The following is a 19,237-nucleotide window of genomic DNA, read 5'->3' on the forward strand; positions in this document are numbered from 1 at the left end:
GTAAGTCTCATTTATTCTAGTAACAGTATTAATTACTTTCGTTAATGAAGGAGCTTCGGATTATTTAAAACGTTACACTATCATCCCGATAAGATTTATTGCATTAACCAGGGCCTGCGTGCCCTGTTATTGATGGCATTTGGCAAGTTGTAGAAACTCAGGAACACGAGCTGCAAAATATAATGCAAATTTCTTACCTTTTTCTAAATTTCTACAAGCACGCTCATATAGCATTTGGCGTGCTCGTAGAAATAGAGCATCATCAATGATGTTATGGAACAAAATCAAAAAACACGGTCTAAATTCGTACGGAATTCTTCACAGGCTTTGTGTGTCGATTCATCAAAAGATAATTGCTCGCCTATAGTAACTGCTGTATAGGGCAAGGTTTTGTATGTTGTGGTAAAAAATGCATAATGATTGGAATTTTTACCATAGAACTGCTCATTTTGCCCTATCGAAACAGCTTGCTTTTCTATACTACTGTATTGTTTTGCCAAAATGTCTGCTTGTTCCATGGCTTTGGTTACATAATGATAAGCACCATAAGCCCCACCCAGTAAGAGAGGTAACCCGATGATCAGAGGCGTAATGGAAGCAACTGATGCTAAAATTAACACAAAACCTATACCAAAAGACATTACAGACAATGCGCTATTACAACCGCTATCAACTGTTTGTAATAATTGATGGTTAAATGCTGAAATTTGTCCAATAAATTGGGTTAGACTTTCTTTATTCTCATTAAAATTAATGTCTTTATAAATATCATTATTTTTGGCTTGTTTTCCATGTATTGCTGCCAGATGGAATAACATCTTATCGATAATATGAGCCAGATCAGCAAGCTTACCCTTGCGAAGATAAGCCCAAACGAGGTTTTGTATTGCTTTCATGACACCTGGTTGCGGATTATCAAACTCTCGAGCATAATAGGTGAGTTGTTCTGTAAATTGGATTGGTAGATCTTTTCCAATTTTTAACTCCGTTACCCCTCCTAACATACCCGTATACTTGGGCAATCCACCCACAAATGTTTTATCTCGCACAGTCAGGGTATTCAATAAACTGACATACATGTAAAATTTAGCAAAGTGATCCGTTTCTTGTTTTTCAATCAGATCACATAATGAAGACAATTGATTCGAAGGCATTTTTTTTCCTCTTGTGACAAAAATTGGCAAATCATAACATAATCTAATTTAAAAGATAAATTAATAATCACTCATATTTTCCCTCAAACTCCCCTCTTTTTTACATCCCTTTTTGATTCAGCTGTTTGCATCATCTTCGGAATGATTTACTCTAAAGTCCCGCAATTACCCACCCTGCTTCGAAGTACCCCCGGTTTTTAGAATTTTCTTTGTTAATGTGAAATCACTGTGTATTTTTTTTACCCATCTTATTATAATGAGCACAACTTATAAACAATTAATTGACTTCCTATGGCACAACAAAATATTGAGATATTCAGAAATCGCCCAATTAAAATTGCTCTTTTGGGAAGCTCAGGATCCGGTAAGACGTTAATCCGAACTGCATTAGAAGGTAAAAACTATAATCCAAATTTTTTTCCCTCGGTAGGTGTGGAGTTTTCTAAGGCTAAATTGGGTCTCGAGATTACCGCGCTTCCTGGGGGTTCACGATTTAGATTTAATGGATTTACGCAAGAGATACTATCTCAAATTGTCCCCAATTCAGATGTTGCTATTATATGCCTGGATCCATCGGAGAGGGATTCATACACAGAGGCTTGTTATTATGCAAAGCAAATCCGCAAATCGAACTCAAAAGCTTCCATTATCATTGCTTTGACTCAATTGGATAAAAATTTACCATGGAAAGTATCTGACGAAGAAATACAGAGGTTTAAGAGTTATTTTGCAATTACAGAGGATACTATTGGTACCAGCGCAGCCCTGGGGGAAACAGGGATAAAAGAGCTACGTGCTGTACTTGAGGCCACACTAAGGAAAATCAGGGGTGATATGCACGTTGTGAAGATACCTACTTTAAAAGAAGTTCTGCGAAAAGTAGATGATTTTTATCAAATCGCACAAACTAGTTTAATCGAATTAGAACAACAAAGTAGTGAATTTTTTATACACCATCATGGGAAAAACGAGCTACCCCCAGAATTAGAAGAACCTTTGAAGGCTGTAAAAGAGTTAATGGCCCAATTAAAAAAAGCAAAGGATATTGCAGACAATTTGCGCCAAGTTCCTGAAACCACCAAGAAAGAGTACATTATGGGAGCCTATCAGCTCGCAGTTTCCTGCTTTATAGAAAAAGTGAATAAGGATGTATTAAAAGTAAATCCTCCTCAGAATATTATGAATATAATATTACGACTCCTGCGGGCCCCCTTTATTGGATTTCGGATGTATAGTGATGATGAACTTAAGGAACTCCAGCGCTTTGAGCAACAAACATGCTTGAAAGTGGAATTACAAAAAATGAAATCTAATGATGATTCTGAATCCGCTCCCTTTGCAGCGGGTCCATCAATGTCAGAATAGCCGACGGGACTTCATTAGACGGGGTAAAATGAGCTCTTACGAGCTCATTGCTTCATGTTAATGAATTGCGGCAGTAACAGGACAAGTATAAGTTTGCCCATTGGTAGTAAGCATTGCCTGGGAGGGTAAACTAATAACCCCATTCGCGTTAAAACCGATATTTGGGATATAAACTGCATCAGTTAAAGTCATTACTATCGTTTCATTTTGGAACGTTGCTGTTGCATTCCACACCGAAGTAACGGCAGTAATTCCTTTGGCAACAATACTGAATACTGCAGGATTTGTCATTGCGGATTTCGTATTGATGTAGAGATTACAGGAGCTACCCGACCAGGAGTCCTGAGGTGTTCCCCAAGTACTGCATTGGGCATTGATAGAACAATCGTTGTTCGCGACAACAGAATATTGAATGAACTCCTGTTGTGTGGTATTGGCACTGATACTTACAGTCGAATTAAACTTGGCCATACATTGCGTATTTGGCAGTTGCAACGGAGTAACGTTGATACTGTAGTTTCCGACAGGAAGGGTAACATTTTTAGGTAGAGTACCGGTTACTTGTACACTGTGTGTACTCGAGCCTGAGGAATACGTCACAGTAAACACTTGCTCTGAATTAATAGGGCAATCGCTATTCCCGGAAATACTAATATTTAAATTACCCGTTGGCTCTTCCATATAGTTTACCGTTACATCCGTCTCTGTATTTTGAGAAACAATTCCCGTAACCGTACTTTCCGGAACATAATTGATACCGTCACTGTTACTTATTGTGGATCCCGATAAACTATAAGTTCCTGTAACCACATTATTCAAACAGGTTAAGGTATTAAATGCAGTCAGATTAAATTTATAGCTGTTATTACCTGCTGTAGCAGTAATTACAGGAAATTGGGTTCCGGTATATCCCGTGGGAGCCGGGACCTTGACGCACAACGTACCATATTGTTGCACTGGTAAAATCGCATAAAAGAGATTATGCAAATCCTGCTCCTTCCAAGCAAAAAGACTTAAATCAGAATCACTTGCGCGTAGTCCGACTGGATAGTCCGCATTGTTAAAGGTCCAAAAAAATAAATTATGGTTTATTTTCTTATCAATCAAATAAGGGGCGACCGAATCCAGAAAAAAGTCTTCCCCACCGGATGCGGGTATCTGGACATCGTATCCTAGCTCTCCTATTACAAATGGAAAACCTGAATTCAATAAAAAGCCAAAGTTCCAATCAAAGCGTATAGGGCTGTCATTGGCATCAGACTGCCATCCTGCCACTTGTGCTCCATAAAGATGAGGAGCAAAGACCAGGTGTCCCTGATTGCCGTCGTTATTGGTTCCTAACAACCAATCCGCTATAACATTAGGATCCGTGTCGCTAAAATTATTGGTTTGAATCGCTTGAATTAATTGGGTCCTGAATGTGGCTACATCAAATCCGCCAACTCCATTTATTGATTGCATTGGATCAAGTAAAGAGCGGAAATTTTCTCCCCAATTTGAACCTATATTAGTAACACGCAAGGGATTCGCGGCAGGACAGCGGCTGCTGTCGGTGGTTACGCTGATGACGCTTGTGTTATCGATTTTGGTTGAGGAAGGCAGGCAAATCGTCGACGTATTGCTGTATACCGGATCGTAAGGATCATTACCGGCAGTACCTCCAGGCCCCTCCACAAATAATAAAACGCTCTGATTGGAATCATAAGCTGCTGTTGCGGCGGCAGCGATTACTTTTATCCATGCTGGTTGAACGGGAGTAGTTTGTGTATTGTCCTGGTACCAGAAAAGTTGATGGGGTTCATTATAAATATCAATTCCCAGCAAATTAGCGGGAGCATTTTTAACAAAATTGGCAAGGTCATCATGATAATTTTTTAGGGAGTAATCGGCAGCAACTACCGTACCGTCACGATAACTGTCACCCAATCCCGGCCGATGATGAACATCGAGCATCACCAAAATATTTTGCTTGTTAAATTCATTGATGGTAGCAGTTAATAAATCCGGAGCACTTTTTGCTTGGATGCAATGACTGCTTGCATCTGCACCCTTAGTCCAATCACAAAAAGGTCCATTTCCTGCTTCGGGATTATTTATATCCGTCACTGCAAAATCAAAAGGTGACTGCTGCACGGTAGCGGCATTTCCCCAAATACCTGGTTGAATAGGCAAGCGAATTGTTTTAAAAGATACCCCTTTATCCATACTTGGGATATTAGACCCTGGTACATTCCATGGTGAGGTAAGTAATTGAATTACTCCATTTTGGGTGCCGATTGGATTAAAGGGAACATTCCAGAGCCCTCCAAGAAAATTACTGTCCTGAAACCCTATCCATGCAATCCCGTCAATACTGATTTGATTTCCATTCGCATCATAAATATTGCCATCTTTTGTATTGAAAGCCCATATTGATTGCGAAGCGGTAAAAAAAAGTAGTGCAGTTAGAGAAACAAGTCTTGAATATTTTTTTAAAAACATAACACCTCCATGCAATTGGTTATTCCATTAATAAAATACAAAACCCAATAAACCCTATACAAAAGTTATTGATTCGTAAAGCATTTTTTAGATTTTAATCTGAACCGTGGCCATTGGTTTCAATATTTAAGTACCCTAATTGACAGAAAATCTGCAGAGCTGCATGTCATCAATTCAGTCCAATTTAGTTAGGGATAGGCAGTAAACAGGGTAGTTTAAGCAGGCGGAACATCACGCATCTTTTATGCCAGCAACTCTATATTTGAGTTCAGACGTGAGCGCATCGCCATTCATTGGCATTTATTATCAATTTATTGGCAAAATAAAGACCTTATTCAGTTTTGAACAGGCCTTATAAACAGATATAACCTCATGCTTTTGGAAAGTGACACAGTTATGCCAAAAGCAGGGTTATTTTAATTTGACTTCACTTGGTGGAAATACATCCATTTCTATATCCTTTGATTGGACTTCAGGCTGTTCCCGTTTTGGTTCATCCTTTTTAGGCTCAACAAAGGTTTGCAGCTCCTCCAAAGTTTTGGTGGTTTCTTTGCGCATAGTAGGTTTGGGCAAAAACCTATCAATTAAATGCTCAACCAGGTAACCCAGAAACCCCAATTCCGCCAGTCCAGGTTTATTTTTTTCAATAACAGCCATCTGCTCTTTTATTGCTGGAATTACGTCCCCTTTTATCGTTCCGCCTTTTTGAAGGACAGTAAGCATTTCATTGGCTGCATTGAGACGGTTATTAAAGGTCACTGAAGTCTTATCGGATCTGTGATTTTCTAAATAATGAATGTATTCAAAGATTCGATTCTTTATATCAACTAAGACTTCAATATCTTGAAGTGTTGCCTCGTCTGTATTCAAAACAATTAAATTAGCCGTTAGAGAATCCCTATTTTGGTTTGCAAACGCATTAATTTTGTCCGGAGTAAAATGAGCTGATAGATCTACCACCTCTACAAAATCACATCCTTCAATCAAACTTTTGAAGGGATTCGGTTTGTTTAAAAATTCCTCATGTTCAGCTCTCATCATTTGCAAAATTTGTTGGGGATGCTCTTCTGGGTATTTCTTAGTCAGGGCCCATAATCGATTATGCATGCTCTGGAGTCCCGACCACATGGTTGTAGCACTATATAGAGCGTCACCATCTTTAGCATGATCCATAAAGTGCACAATTGCGGTTAAATCTTCAGCGCGCACATCAGTTTGTGCCAACTCATAGGCAGCACAAGGTATGAGATTATCTGCAGCGGGCAGCTCTCGTCCGGGATTAAGCAGGGGATCTGAATATTTTTTGCATATCCAACTGGCAAATTCCGAGGCGCGCGCATAATCACCTTTTCTGAGGGCATCAACGAATATTTGCGCATTTTCAGGTTCTTTATCGGAATATTGCTCTGGAAATATGTTTCTTGCGATCCAGTTTCTTTTGAGGACGAGCAATCTGCTGACCTCAGGTTCATTTGCTATTTCACTTAGATTAGGAGCTATGGACGTTTCGGCGTAAGGATGAAAAAAAGAGTTCAGCTGCATTTTTCCACTTAAACCAAATCGCCAGGGATTTCTCATTACATTCGAAAGTATGCTTCTAACATCTTTGATACCTGTGTTATCTGTGTCTTTTGTTGCAGAAATTTGAGCAATTAATGTTTTAGTAATATCCCCACTAAACACCTCTTCGAGCTGCTCCTCAGATAATCCATCCAATTGTCCCTTCTGAATTTTATCCAGCTCAAAAAGTGCAGAGAATACTAAATCCAAACGAGCTTCTTGTGTCAAATCTTCAGTACTTGTCAATGCTTTGGCTATTTTTTGAAGCTGTTCTCGTTCGTATTTATTCATGATTAGACCATGGGGCAACGTTATTTATGTGTAATTATAGCTCACCATGATCCATTATTGCTACCCCTGTCTATATTTTTACTTAAGCTATTTTGGAGTTTTTGAACTTAAAGTTATCCTTAATAGAATCTATTCGAAAATACATTTAAACTGTAAATGATTCTTTTTTTAGATTTTTATGGAAAATTCTCATTAAATCGTTATTGATGCTTCCTCCGGAAGAATAAAAGCCCTACCCCGTTTAATTTTTTTCCTGCAGACTTCAAAAGCATTATCTTGTTGTTTGGCATCCAGACATGTCAGAGAATGCCCTTAAAACAACTGCGGTATATCATGTTCATGTGCTCACTTCAGCAATAACCTAGTGTTTGTGGTTAAAGTCACTGAATTGTTTTATAAGTGCTTCGTTAAACTCTGGAAGATCATCAGGTTTTCTGCTGGTAATTAAATTTCCATCCTGGACTACCGGTTGATCAATCCACACTCCTCCTGCATTTATCAAATCAGTTTTTACTGAGGGCCAGGAAGTTATCCGTCTGTCTTTCACAGCTTGGGCATTGATCAACAGCCAGGGACCATGACAAATAGCAGCTATGGGTTTTTGTTGTTCGTTTATCTTTTTCGTAAACTCCACCGCCTTAGGCAGCATGCGTAAGGTATCCGGATTCATCACTCCTCCAGGCAAGAGTAACGCATCAAATTCCTTAGGATCAGCATGCTCCAGGAGTACATCTACATCAAAAGAATCGGCTTTGTCTGCGTGGTTCCATCCCTGGACTTTAGATTTATTAGAAATAAGGAAGGTTTGAGCGCCCTCATCCTCCAAAGCTTTGCGGGGTTTAACCATTTCCACTTGCTCAAAACCATCGGTCAGTAAAATAGCAACTTTAAATCCATTAAGTGAGTTCATTATTTTCATCCATAAATAGCTCTCGATTGATAAAGCATAGACGGTGTAAGATTTTTTTCAATTTGACCAAACACGGAAATAGAGTAAAAAGAAGCAAATTAGAAATCGGGTACGACTCAGGCATTAGGTTTTTTTATCTCAATCTCGTCTTCTAACTGGATAGCATAATCATTTAATAACCTGGCTATCTGTTTTTCTATGTTTTTATCATAAAAAGATTGATGGTTCTGCCACATTTCCGCTTCCGCTAAAATTGCTTCCTTAGGTTCATCCAATAATTGACTCAAATAGACTTTATCTGGGGGTGAAATGGAAAGTGTTTGTATTGCTTTTAATACTTTTTCCTTTTCTAAAAAAACCGGCATTGAGCTTCTATTGGGTAGCGAATGGGTACCAAAAAATAAAAATGATGTGTGGCTGCTATAGGTTTGGGGTATAGGCTCATCCGACTTTTGAGGCTGAATCTCCTCGGCAAACCGGGTTAAAATGTGGGCTATTTGCTGATGCAGTTGCTGTTCGTAAAAAGTTCCATTGAGCCAGGAAAACACTTCATGCCTAATCACTTCTGCTGGTTGTTCCAGCAATAAAATCAATTCTTGTTTGTCTTCATCACTTACAGGAAGATTTAAAAGGATGCCCAGGGTTTCCTCTTTAAGTCTTAACGGAACAGTATCAGATGATTCTGGAGGATAAACCATCTCCTCTGAGTCGCTATCATATTTTTCAGAAAAGTACTCGTCGGCAGTAGCTTCTTTAAGGATTGCTTCGATTCCTGGGGGGACCAGATCTTCGGGTAAAATTCGATGTAAGTTAAATAATGTCTCTTGAGAAAGTTTTTTAAAATAATCCTCATCATTATCTTCAAGTGCTTTCTTGCATAGGGCAACAATATAATCTGCATCAATCTCCATAGTGAGGTCAAAACTAAAGGCATCCAATGCCCTGCAATCCACCCTATCCGCATATTTGTTTTTGATCCACTCATTGTCCACGCCATTTTGTGCGCAATACATGAAAAGCTTGGATAAAAAGGCCTCATGCCTTGTTTGATCTAAATTATGCAAAATAGAAGCCAGGAAACGCTCATCGCCAGCATTTAAAATTAATTTGAATATCCCAATGTTTTTTTCATGGAATGCATGTAATACCGTGTCGTGAGCAAAGCTTCCATTTTCCAACAATTTGATAAGTAACTCCGTTTTTCCTGTATAGATAAGATAATCAAAAAAATCATCCTGGTATTTTTTTAAAAAATTGGCCGCTTCACTACGTTCAGGATCCTTGAATAACACCTGAGTTGCACGTGCAAAAAATTGATAAGAAGTGTTTTCTTCAATAAAGTTGAATAATCCTTCATAAGCATTGAAATCCTCACGAATCTTTGCAGTAACCCGCTCCCACTGTCGCAAGAGGATTGGTCGTTGTTCCGTTGAAATTGCAATCATTTTTTGCAACTTTTCCTGGTTGATTTCTTCCTCTGTAACCAGATGCATGCACGCTTCAAGATAATCATGCAGAGGCTGGTGATCACCAAGCTCTTGAATGAATTTTAATAATTGGGTATCTAGGAAATATCTTTTATTGTCTACCACATCAAAAAAAGGCAAGGCAGTGGAAGACATGACCTGCCCAATGGAGGTATCTCCTGCTGCACAAGTGGTATCTGCAATAGCAAATAAAGCATTTATTTCTTCATTGGTGCACTCTTTCATCTGCAAGACATCGATTTTTCTTTTTCCCTCCCCAATTTTGAAAATCGATTCATTACCGTCACTGTCATAAAAAACAATTTGTCCAATGCCTGATTCCACCAAACTGGACACATCCATTTCTTTTAAAACACCAGGATTTAAATTATTTGTGGTAATTAGAATATTTTTTGGTTCAGAAATGGTACTCATCCATGCGAGATAGGCTTGCTTGGTCACTTGGGAGTGCACATAGCCTGTAGCTATAAAACCATTCTCTTTAACTGCTTGTGAAACTACCTTTTTGATAACCGGATTTTTAATTTTTTGATCACTAATTGCTGTTTTGGAGGTTTTTGAGGTATTTAATTCTTCACTAAGCCGGCTTATTGTTTCATTTAATTTTATCCCTGTTTCTTTATTGTTTTTTTCAAGTCCCATATACACCAAACCTTGGGCATAGGATTTGGTTTGATAGGCAGATACTCCAGGACGAATTTCAAAAAAAGATAACCAGTCTTGGGGGGTAAAAAAACCATTAGCCTTTAAAAATAAATTTTTATCAACAATCTGTAAGGGTGCTGAGATTTGTATCCTGAAATCTGAATTCTCTAAAATACCTGTTTGTTGTAAGGTGCTCAACAACTCTTGTCCTTTATCTGTTACAACTAATGCCCCATGTTCACCCACCTTGTAGGGAATTAGATAATAATCTCGGGATTTGCCGATTTCTAAAATTGAAGCAGCTTTTTCCATTTCTGTTTCAAGGACAAATGCGATACGTGTAACTTGGGCATTGGGGATTGAAGCAACCGCATCGGCAAAATCTTTCAAATGAACTAAATCACCAATACCATCCGGTAATACATGCGTACAGAGGACAAAATTAACAGATTCCTCTGCACCCGAATTAAAAAATTCAGACTTTTCCCTCCGTAACGAAATCATACTCTTTAAAAATTCATCACTATTCATTCCAGGTTTCATCGCTTTCTACTTCTCTTGGGATGCCTACTTTTTTTTGTGTGTAATTTTTACTCATTATTGAAGTGTAGCATAGGCAGAAAAATAGGATGAAGCTCAGTGAGTTCTACTATTTCGCTTTCCCACGGTGAATTTTTGATTTAGCTTAATCCATGTTTTCTTTAACGTTGATGTTGAGGGCAAAAAATAGCACTTCTTCCTGCAATAGTTTCCCTTTTAAGTTTATGATTCGGGTTCTTGGGGCATTTCATCTCTTTTTGATGGAATAACAACCAATCCTCAGGCAAGTCTTTTTTGCGGGCATCTTTATTTTTTTTACGAATCTCAATCGCCTTTGCTAAAATTGTTTGCATGTCTGAATACAACTTAGAGCGTTTTTCCTCATCAATGTCTTTAATTTTCTGATGGGGATCTATAGTTGATTGAAACAGTAATTCATTGGAATATTCATTTCCAATGCCTGCAATTATTTCCTGATCCATCAAAAATGATTTAATATTCTGTTGTTGGTGTTTTGCTAATAACTCAGAAAATTCTTTGTGGCTCAGATTAAGCGGTTCAGGCCCCATTTTTTTGAGAGCATTGATTTCCAAAGGATTTTTTGCCAGCCAAATCTTGCCGAATTGACGCACATCTTTAAAAATCAGTTGGGAATGATCCTCAAATTCAATCACGAGCCGAGCATATTTCATCTCATTGGGGGACAGTTTTTCTCCAAAAATTAAATTCCCTGTCATCCCAAAATGAAATACTAATACGTGGGGAGCCTTTTTAAACTCAGCAATTAAATATTTTCCTCGACGAGAAGCCTGCCTAAATTGCTGATGATGAAGGGCTTGTTGGAGATCCGGACAGCGTGTATTTTTAATTAAATCTTCATCGTTACACGAGACCATAGCAATTTTTTTATCCAGTGCAGTATGGTTAAAATAATTAACAAAGCCTTGCACATCAGGTAATTCGGGCATGGTATTTCCTCGTCAATAAGTGATGTGATTCATAGAACATTACGATTAAAATGTGTTTATGAACGGAGGAGTTTCAACGTAATTTACACAATCTATCCCTGATTTATTGACTTCTCCAATGCCCTTTCACATCACTTCTTCGGGCTTGAGTATCCATTTTCTTCTCCTATCCATGGTTTATTTTTAGTACATTATAGTTTAATAATTCATGAAATTTGAAAAAAAGTCTCCGGTTTACCCTGGTCAAATTCAGGGTTTACACTCATTTTAAAAACATAATTCACTAATGCATTATGTTACGGACTAATGGTCTCTAATGAGTAATTAAATGTGAACAACATTGGCTTTGCATTTCTTGCTCCCAATACCATAAAAGGTAACGGGCAGAATTTACCTAGGGGATTACCTAGATAGATAATCATTTACTGTATAACTATACTTTTAGTGTTTCTCTTAATTTTACCTGGATTTTAATGTGTATAAATGGAATTAACCTTGCTGCTTCATACAACAAAAATCACTATGAATTTCAATTCATCATGGAAAGCAGCCTTACTGAGGGAGATAGATATGCCAAAAGAACCTAAACCGCCCTTCCCACCTGAGTCTATTACACCTCCTGGCATTGAAGAAAAAATGGAAACCCAACCCCAGTACAAAGCACCTGAATATAAGGCTGCGGGTAAGTTAACCAATAAGGTGGCTTTAATCACCGGTGGAGACTCAGGCATTGGTCGTGCAGTTGCTTATCTTTTTGCTCGTGAGGGTGCGGATGTTGCCTTGATTTATTTAAAAGAAGAAGAGCGGGATGCACAAAAAATAAAAAATGAAATTGAAGCAATTAATAGAAAAGTTCTGCTCTTACCAGGTGACGTATGTGATCCCGGGTTTTGTGAACAGAGCATTAATAAGACGATTTCAACGTTTAAAAAGCTGGATATTTTAGTAAATAATGCAGCATTCCAAAGACATCAACCGGAATTGGAAGAGGTGTCTTTAGACCAATGGGAACAGACTTTTAAGACAAATATTTTTGGATATTTTTATTTAGTCAAGTATGCAGTCCCTGTTATGAAGCCAGGAAGTTGCATTATCAATACCGGGTCGATAACCGGTTTGGAAGGAAATAAAGAACTTCTGGATTACTCTGCTACCAAAGGGGCGATACATGCTTTTACCAAATCACTTGCACAAAATTTATCTGACAAAAAGATTAGGGTAAACTGCATTGCTCCGGGGCCTGTTTGGACCCCATTGAATCCTGCTGAAAGAAACGAGGAGAAGGTGAAAAATTTTGGTAAGGGTACTCCTATTGGAAGACCCGCTCAACCCGAAGAGCTGGCTCCAGCTTATGTCTTCTTAGCCTCCAATGCTGATTCCAGCTATATAAATGGTCTTGTTTTGCCCGTATTAGGGGGCGAGACAATTGCTGGATAAAGAATGGGATATACTCCATGATTCTGATAAATCTTGGGGGCCTAAATGGTTTAGGCCCCATCTCCCTATCCAAAATGAGTTCTCTTTGCATTACTCAATATGATAAATGAATTTAACCATCTCGAGTTACCTTTAAGGATTTGTCGTACTAGGGAAATTTTTTAGTAAAAAATTAGAAATAATTCTGAATAATGAATTAACATTTAAATTAAGAATCAAAAAAACCTTTATAGCCTCTCTTTCTGATATCCAGGTACGGAGATGATTTTAGTATCATCATAAAAGGGAACATTTATGCCTCGAGCATTCTATTTTTTAAAAAAGCTGTATAGCAACTGGCAAGAAGACAGGATAGCAAGCCTTGCTGCTTCCCTTGCCTATTACACCCTTTTTTCTCTTCCACCCGCTTTGTTAATTTTTCTTTCCATATCGAGTAATTTCCTGGGAGAACAAGCCGCTAAAAACCAACTCATAGCACAAATAAGTGAGCTTCTGGGAAAAAACATTGCATTACAAGTTCAAGAAATTATAGAAAATGCCAATCAACCCTCCACCGCTTTGGTTGCACGCATAATCAGTATTATTATTTTATTATTTGGCGCCTCAGGGGCATTCAGTGAAATTCAAGCAGGGTTAAATATCATTTGGAAAGTGCAAGCAAAGCCTCATAGAACGTGGTTTTCCATCTTTAAGAACAGATTTTTATCTTTTGGCATGGTATTGGTGTCTGCTTTTTTATTGTTGGTTTTTATAGTATTTAGTACCTTACTCTCTATATTACATAAGCATATTTACCTGCATTTAGGTACTGATATTATTGTTTTATTATTCATCAACTATATCTTTGCGTTTATAATGATTACGCTCCTCTCTGCAATGATGTTTAAATATTTACCCGATATTAAACTTAGATGGAATAATGTGTGGGTAGGGGCAGTAATTACTTCCTTATTATTTAGTTTGGGGAAAACTTTAATCGGTTTTTATTTAAGCCATGTTCATATTGGTTCAGTGTATGGGGCTGCGGGATCTTTAATCATTTTATTAATTTGGATTTATTATTCGGCCCAAATTTTCTTTATTGGAGCAGAAATAACCAAGATTCACTCCATGGAAAAAGGAATAAAAATTGTGCCAAAACGCAATGCATCTCCCGTCAAAAAATAGAAATTTTCCGATAAAAATTAGAACCATAGGGATTTGTACTGATTTTAATAATAATAAATTACAACCTTCCCTTTTTTAAATTCTTATTGGTCTTTCTAAGATGAGGAAGATTCTTTAATTAGGTCGTAGCGTTAGAATTTTTTAAATTAAAGAATATTACAATACCAATCCCGTTTTCCTTATCTATTCAATGGAAAACCATGAAAATAAGATTTCCATGAGGAACATTTACCGATATTCTGAATCAAATCTCACTTTATCTAAAATAAATTATTCAGATTATTCATCTATAATAGAGTATGAAAATTTATTCTTGTTTCATAACAATCGATATCATTTTTTCAAATTATCAGGGAGGGTATTATGTCTAAGGAAAAAGAAAAAAATATGTTTAATGAGTTCAATAAACCCATAAACAATTTACTTGAATTAAATAAAAAATATTTTGAAGAACTTGCCAAGTTCTCCCCAAATGACATTTTTAACCCCAAAGAGCTGGGCAAGAAAAATATTAATTTTTTTATAAATAATGTGAATTATTTTCTCGAATACATGAAAAATGCTTTTGCTATTATGGAAAACTTCTCTATTAGCGTACCAGAAAAGTTAAAAAATAAAGGCATGGATTATGCTAATGAGATGGAAAAAAAGGTGGAAAGCACTCTTCCCAAAAACAGAAGTAAATCCAATAAATCCACTCAGGGTAGTGAATCCACAACTGATGCGCATGCTCAATTAAAATATTCGGAAAAACTGGATTAAACGTAGTGCAAGACTTCACTTTTAAATAGTATTTCTAAACAGGCTTCTCTATTGTCAGAAGCCCTTTTTTCTTTTCTCAAAATAAAGAATAAATTCTACTTTTTCATTGTTTTTTATTTTGTTCTTTGCTTTTCGAATAATAGGCGGTGGAGTCTACTAAAAAAGAATTCACATCTATATCCCCCCTTGATAAATTTGCACTCCATTCGAAACTACTTTTATGCAAATTGAAATAATACGTTTGTACAATCACACCCTGCAATTCTATAAAGGTAATCCACAATAGGCCTGTGGTTTTCATTTAAAAGCAAACGCAAATATGCTAATCTTTTAAGTGTTTACCTTAAATGTGAGCTCGTGAACGATGGCTATTATTAAACAAAAATCTGAAGCAAAAAAAGAAAAACTCAAAATTCAGCTCAGCGAAGAAACTTTTAAAATGATTAATGAATATTGCTCCTGGTCAAAGATTGACGACATAAGTTATTTTATAGAAGAAGCGGCGAATTTTGTTTTTAAAAAAGATAAAGAATGGAAAAAATATCTTGAAGAAATGGAGACCTCCTCTAACTAATCTTTTTATATTAAAGCTTTTTTTAGAGCCATAAAAAAATCCATAGCCTTTATTTTCTAAAAACTTTTGCCCGGTGGTTGTGATATATCAGGAAATTTTGCTGATATATACACAACCAACCTCTTTTATCCCAAAGTCCCTAAGAGCAAGTCATCAATGTAAGAAAAAAACCTGGGATCAGGCATTAAGTAGTGCCAAAAACTTTGCACTCTCAAGATTTACAAGGTTTGGAGCATTCTAAATAAAACGAGGAATGCTAGACTGTTACAATTAACATTCTCCCTATAAACTGGGGTTAACCCCGAAATGTACGGAAAATATACAATTTTCATCCTATTATTATTTATACAGCATGTTGCTTTTAACGAATATAGATAGGAGTTAAGGATGGCACGATCAATTTGGAAAGGGGAAATTTCTTTTGGGTTGGTCTCTATTCCTATTTCTTTGATTTCCACTGAAGAGAACAACGAAATACACTTTCATCTATTAAATTCTAAAACCAATTCCCGGGTACGCTATCAACGGGTAGATGAAGAAACTGGTAAAGAGGTGCCATGGGATGACATAGTTAAAGGGTATGAATACGATAAAGGCAATTATATTATCGTAAACGACGAGGCTTTCGAAAAGGCAAGCCCGGAGCTTTTTAAAACCATAGATATTGAAGAATTTGTAGATTTAAAAGAAATCGACAGCCTCTATTATACAAAACCTTACTATTTAGTCCCCGAAGGAAAGAATAAAAAAGCCTACGTACTCTTACGTGAAGCACTAAAAAAAACAAATAAGGTCGGTGTTGCGAAAACCATTTTACGCACTAAAGAGTATTTAAGTCTTATTCTTCCTCATGAGCATGCGCTTCTTCTTTATCTTATCCATTTTAAGGATGAGTTGCGTTCTGAAGAAGAAATTAATGTCCCCAGAGAAGATTTAAAAACCTATAAAATTTCCGATAAAGAAATAAAAATGGCTGTCGACTTAATTCAGGATATGAGTGCGAAATGGGATCCGGAAAAATATCATAATGAATACCACGAGACACTACAGAAATGGTTAGATAATCAAGTCAAGGCATTAACCCAAAAAGGCAAAAAAGTGACAAAAGCTGTACGAAGTCATGAGGGAGTAATTGATTTTGTAACCTTGTTAAAAGAAAGCATGAAGAAGAAAAAACCACTTCCTACACCTAAGAGTAAATCGCAAACTAAAAAATAAGGAAAGGTCATGAGCCTTAATCAATATTATAAAAAAAGGGATTTTAAAAAAACTCCAGAACCTAAAGGCAAAGTAGCTCATGAACACTCTCGCCTATTCGTGATCCAAAAACATGCAGCAAGCCATCTGCATTATGATTTTCGTATTGAATTGCATGGCGTATTAAAAAGTTGGGCAATTCCTAAAGGCCCAAGCCTTGACCCGAAAGTGAAACGTTTGGCGATGCATGTGGAAGACCATCCCGTAGACTATGGTTCCTTTGAAGGCATTATCCCAAAAGGACAATATGGGGGGGGAACCGTTATGTTATGGGATAAGGGAACATGGGAGCCTTTAGATGAAAATCCTTATCAGGCTTATGAAAAAGGACATCTCCGGTTTAATCTCCATGCAGAAAAATTAAAGGGGCGCTGGGATTTAATTCGATTTAAAGATGAACGACATTGGTTTTTAATCAAATTTCAAGATGAATACGCCGAAAGCGAAGAGGACTATGACATTACACATGCGCTCACTAAAAGCGTCCTTTCAAACCAGAGCATGGAAGAAATTGCAAAACACTATACCCAAATTTGGCGGCATTCGGGTGCAGAACAAGTTAAATCGACCAAATCAAAAAAAAAGAATAGTGCAAAACCCACCATAATCTTGCCGGAAGAATTAAGCCAAGCAGATTTCCCTGATTTCATTTCTCCGCAACTTGCAACCTTAGTAGATACCCCCCCAGAGGGAAGCCAATGGGCTCATGAAATCAAGTTTGATGGTTATCGAATTCTGGCCTACAAAAATGGCGCAAAAGTGATTTTAAAATCGCGAAATAACAAGGATTGGACGAGTGATCTACAGCCCATTGCCGATGCCGTGAACCAATTACCCTTTGAGCAAATCATTCTTGATGGGGAGGTGACTGTATTAGATGCAGAAGGACGTTCTGATTTTCAACTGCTGCAAAACTCGCTTCAAAATAAAAAGCAGGCTCCATTTATCTATTTCATTTTTGATCTGCTTTATTTTAATGGCTATGACTTACGTGGACTTACCTTATTGGAGCGTAAAGCAATTTTAAAAAATATTTTAACAGTTAATGTGCCCAACCTTCATTACAGCGATCATATTATCAATGAAGGAAAGGAACTTTACGAACACTCTTGTGATTACGCTTTGGAAGGTATTATTTCCAAACGAATTGATGGCACCTACCTTTCCAGACGCAGCAAAGATTGGTTAAAAATTAAGTGCGTCAAACGACAGGAGTTTGTGATTGGCGGCTATACTCCCCCACAATCTGCGCGCTCACACTTTGGTTCCTTGTTTTTGGGAGTTTACGATAAACGAGGAGGCTTAAATCATGTGGGTAATGTGGGTACGGGTTTTAATGAACGTACTTTAAATGAAGTACATCAACTTTTATTGGAAAATAAGGCGCAATCCAATCCTTTTACGACGAAGCCTCCAGGCGCAACACGGGCGCACTGGGTGAATCCAGTGCTTGTTTGCGAGATAGAATTCACCGAATGGACTAAAGATAACCATTTACGTCATCCCAGTTTTAAAGGGATGCGTCTTGATAAAAAAGCAACAGAAGTAATCCATGAAGTTGAAACCCCTGTCGGGAAAGTAAAAAAAGAAAAAAGTCCCGCAAAATCAAAAAAATCCCGCTTTATTATAACCAATCCGGATAAGGTTCTTTATCCTGAAGATAATATTACGAAACAAGACTTACTGGAATATTATGAAATGGTGAGTGATTACATTCTTCCGTATTTATCCTTAAGACCCTTAACTCTGGTACGTTGCCCTTCTGATTATAATCAGTGTTTTTATCAACGCCATTACAATAAAACAACAGCAAAAGAGCTTTACCCTATCGAAGACACAGAAGATGAAGATCAAGAACTATACATTTATTTGAAGGATAAAGAAGGTTTGTTTGGGCTTGTACAGATGGGGGTATTGGAAATTCATCCATGGGGAAGCACCATTAACCACCTGGAGCAGCCAGATATAATCGTAATTGATTTGGATCCTGCTCCTGATGTGCCTTGGTCTCAAGTGGTTAATGGGGCAAAAGAGGTACGGGATAATTTAGCCCAATATAAACTCACCTCTTTCGTCAAAAGTACAGGCGGTAAAGGACTTCATGTAGTGGTCCCCATCCTTCCGGAATATGATTGGGATGAGGTAAAGGAGTTCACCCATATTTTTGTAAAGTTTCTGGAACAACTAAAACCCAAAGAGTACATCAGCAAAATGACTAAATCAAAACGGGGCGGAAAAATTTTTATTGATTATTTACGCAATCAGCGTTCTGCAACTGCTATAAGTGCTTACTCTACTCGCGCACGGCTTCATGCACCAGTATCCACCCCGCTTTCCTGGGAAGAATTAAGCAATCGTATCGAAGACAATACCTACACCATTAAAACAATGCCAAAACGGCTAAAACATTTAAAAGAGGATCCCTGGAGGAATTTTTGGACCATTAAACAGTCTTTAAGACTGGATGATTTCAAATAAAAGAAAACCTTAGTATTTTGCTGTACTATCACTTGCAGGAAAGGTATCTTTAGTACTGGATATTATGCTCACCATATCGCTCTGTTTGATTGGAATTATTTTCGTCTTTATTCTAATACCTTAAATTCAATTCGAGCCGTACTCATGCAGGCTTTTCCCAG

The 19,237-nt window shown here is 37.4% G+C and carries 13 protein-coding genes; 7 read left to right on the top strand and 6 right to left on the bottom strand.

Translation table 11 applies throughout. The features are described 5' to 3' along the window. Positions 1–284: 284 nt before the first annotated feature. Positions 285–1,154, bottom strand: a complete 870-nt coding sequence (locus KYQ_RS07035) for a hypothetical protein (protein ID WP_010653265.1) — start codon at positions 1,152–1,154, stop codon at positions 285–287. A gap of 291 nt (positions 1,155–1,445) precedes the next feature. Between KYQ_RS07035 and KYQ_RS07040 the strand changes: the two genes are divergently transcribed. Next, the gene (locus tag KYQ_RS07040; RefSeq protein ID WP_010653264.1) at positions 1,446–2,519 is read left to right on the top strand and encodes a P-loop NTPase family protein; all 1,074 of its coding nucleotides are present in this window, start codon (positions 1,446–1,448) and stop codon (positions 2,517–2,519) included. A gap of 57 nt (positions 2,520–2,576) precedes the next feature. On the opposite strand, the gene KYQ_RS07045 is transcribed toward KYQ_RS07040, so the two are convergent. From KYQ_RS07045 to KYQ_RS07065, 5 genes are all read right to left on the bottom strand, one after another. Continuing rightward, positions 2,577–5,000 (bottom strand): cellulase family glycosylhydrolase, encoded by a 2,424-nt coding sequence (locus tag KYQ_RS07045; protein ID WP_010653263.1) that lies wholly within the window; start codon positions 4,998–5,000, stop codon positions 2,577–2,579. Between the two features lie 411 nt (positions 5,001–5,411). Further along, a complete protein-coding gene (locus KYQ_RS07050; RefSeq protein WP_010653262.1) occupies positions 5,412–6,851 on the bottom strand; it encodes a hypothetical protein in 1,440 nt (479 codons plus the stop codon). Positions 6,852–7,212: 361 nt separating this feature from the next. Continuing rightward, positions 7,213–7,761: a type 1 glutamine amidotransferase domain-containing protein gene (locus tag KYQ_RS07055; RefSeq protein ID WP_010653261.1), complete on the bottom strand. Its 549-nt coding sequence runs from the start codon at positions 7,759–7,761 to the stop codon at positions 7,213–7,215. Between the two features lie 116 nt (positions 7,762–7,877). Further along, positions 7,878–10,436 (bottom strand): hypothetical protein, encoded by a 2,559-nt coding sequence (locus KYQ_RS07060; protein ID WP_010653260.1) that lies wholly within the window; start codon positions 10,434–10,436, stop codon positions 7,878–7,880. Positions 10,437–10,594: 158 nt separating this feature from the next. Beyond that, entirely contained in the window at positions 10,595–11,401 is an 807-nt protein-coding gene (locus KYQ_RS07065; RefSeq protein ID WP_010653259.1) for an Fpg/Nei family DNA glycosylase, read from the bottom strand. A gap of 570 nt (positions 11,402–11,971) precedes the next feature. Between KYQ_RS07065 and KYQ_RS07070 the strand changes: the two genes are divergently transcribed. The 6 genes from KYQ_RS07070 (at position 11,972) to ligD (ending at position 19,076) form a co-directional block, all read left to right on the top strand. Beyond that, a complete protein-coding gene (locus tag KYQ_RS07070) occupies positions 11,972–12,838 on the top strand; it encodes an SDR family oxidoreductase (protein ID WP_231294624.1) in 867 nt (288 codons plus the stop codon). A 294-nt stretch (positions 12,839–13,132) separates the two neighbouring features. Further along, positions 13,133–14,005: a YihY/virulence factor BrkB family protein gene (locus tag KYQ_RS07075; RefSeq protein WP_010653257.1), complete on the top strand. Its 873-nt coding sequence runs from the start codon at positions 13,133–13,135 to the stop codon at positions 14,003–14,005. 363 nt (positions 14,006–14,368) lie between these two features. Continuing rightward, positions 14,369–14,767, top strand: a complete 399-nt coding sequence (locus KYQ_RS07080; RefSeq protein WP_010653256.1) for a hypothetical protein — start codon at positions 14,369–14,371, stop codon at positions 14,765–14,767. A 364-nt stretch (positions 14,768–15,131) separates the two neighbouring features. Continuing rightward, positions 15,132–15,341, top strand: coding sequence for a hypothetical protein (locus tag KYQ_RS07090; RefSeq protein ID WP_010653255.1), 210 nt, complete (start codon positions 15,132–15,134; stop codon positions 15,339–15,341). Positions 15,342–15,728: 387 nt separating this feature from the next. Beyond that, positions 15,729–16,559, top strand: a complete 831-nt coding sequence (gene ku / locus KYQ_RS07095; protein ID WP_010653254.1) for a non-homologous end joining protein Ku — start codon at positions 15,729–15,731, stop codon at positions 16,557–16,559. Positions 16,560–16,568: 9 nt separating this feature from the next. After that, on the top strand, positions 16,569–19,076 hold the full coding sequence (ligD, locus tag KYQ_RS07100; RefSeq protein WP_010653253.1) for a DNA ligase D: 2,508 nt from the start codon (positions 16,569–16,571) through the stop codon (positions 19,074–19,076). Positions 19,077–19,237: the final 161 nt, after the last annotated feature.

Source organism: Fluoribacter dumoffii NY 23 (assembly GCF_000236165.1).
In the GTDB taxonomy this organism is placed as follows: domain Bacteria; phylum Pseudomonadota; class Gammaproteobacteria; order Legionellales; family Legionellaceae; genus Legionella; species Legionella dumoffii.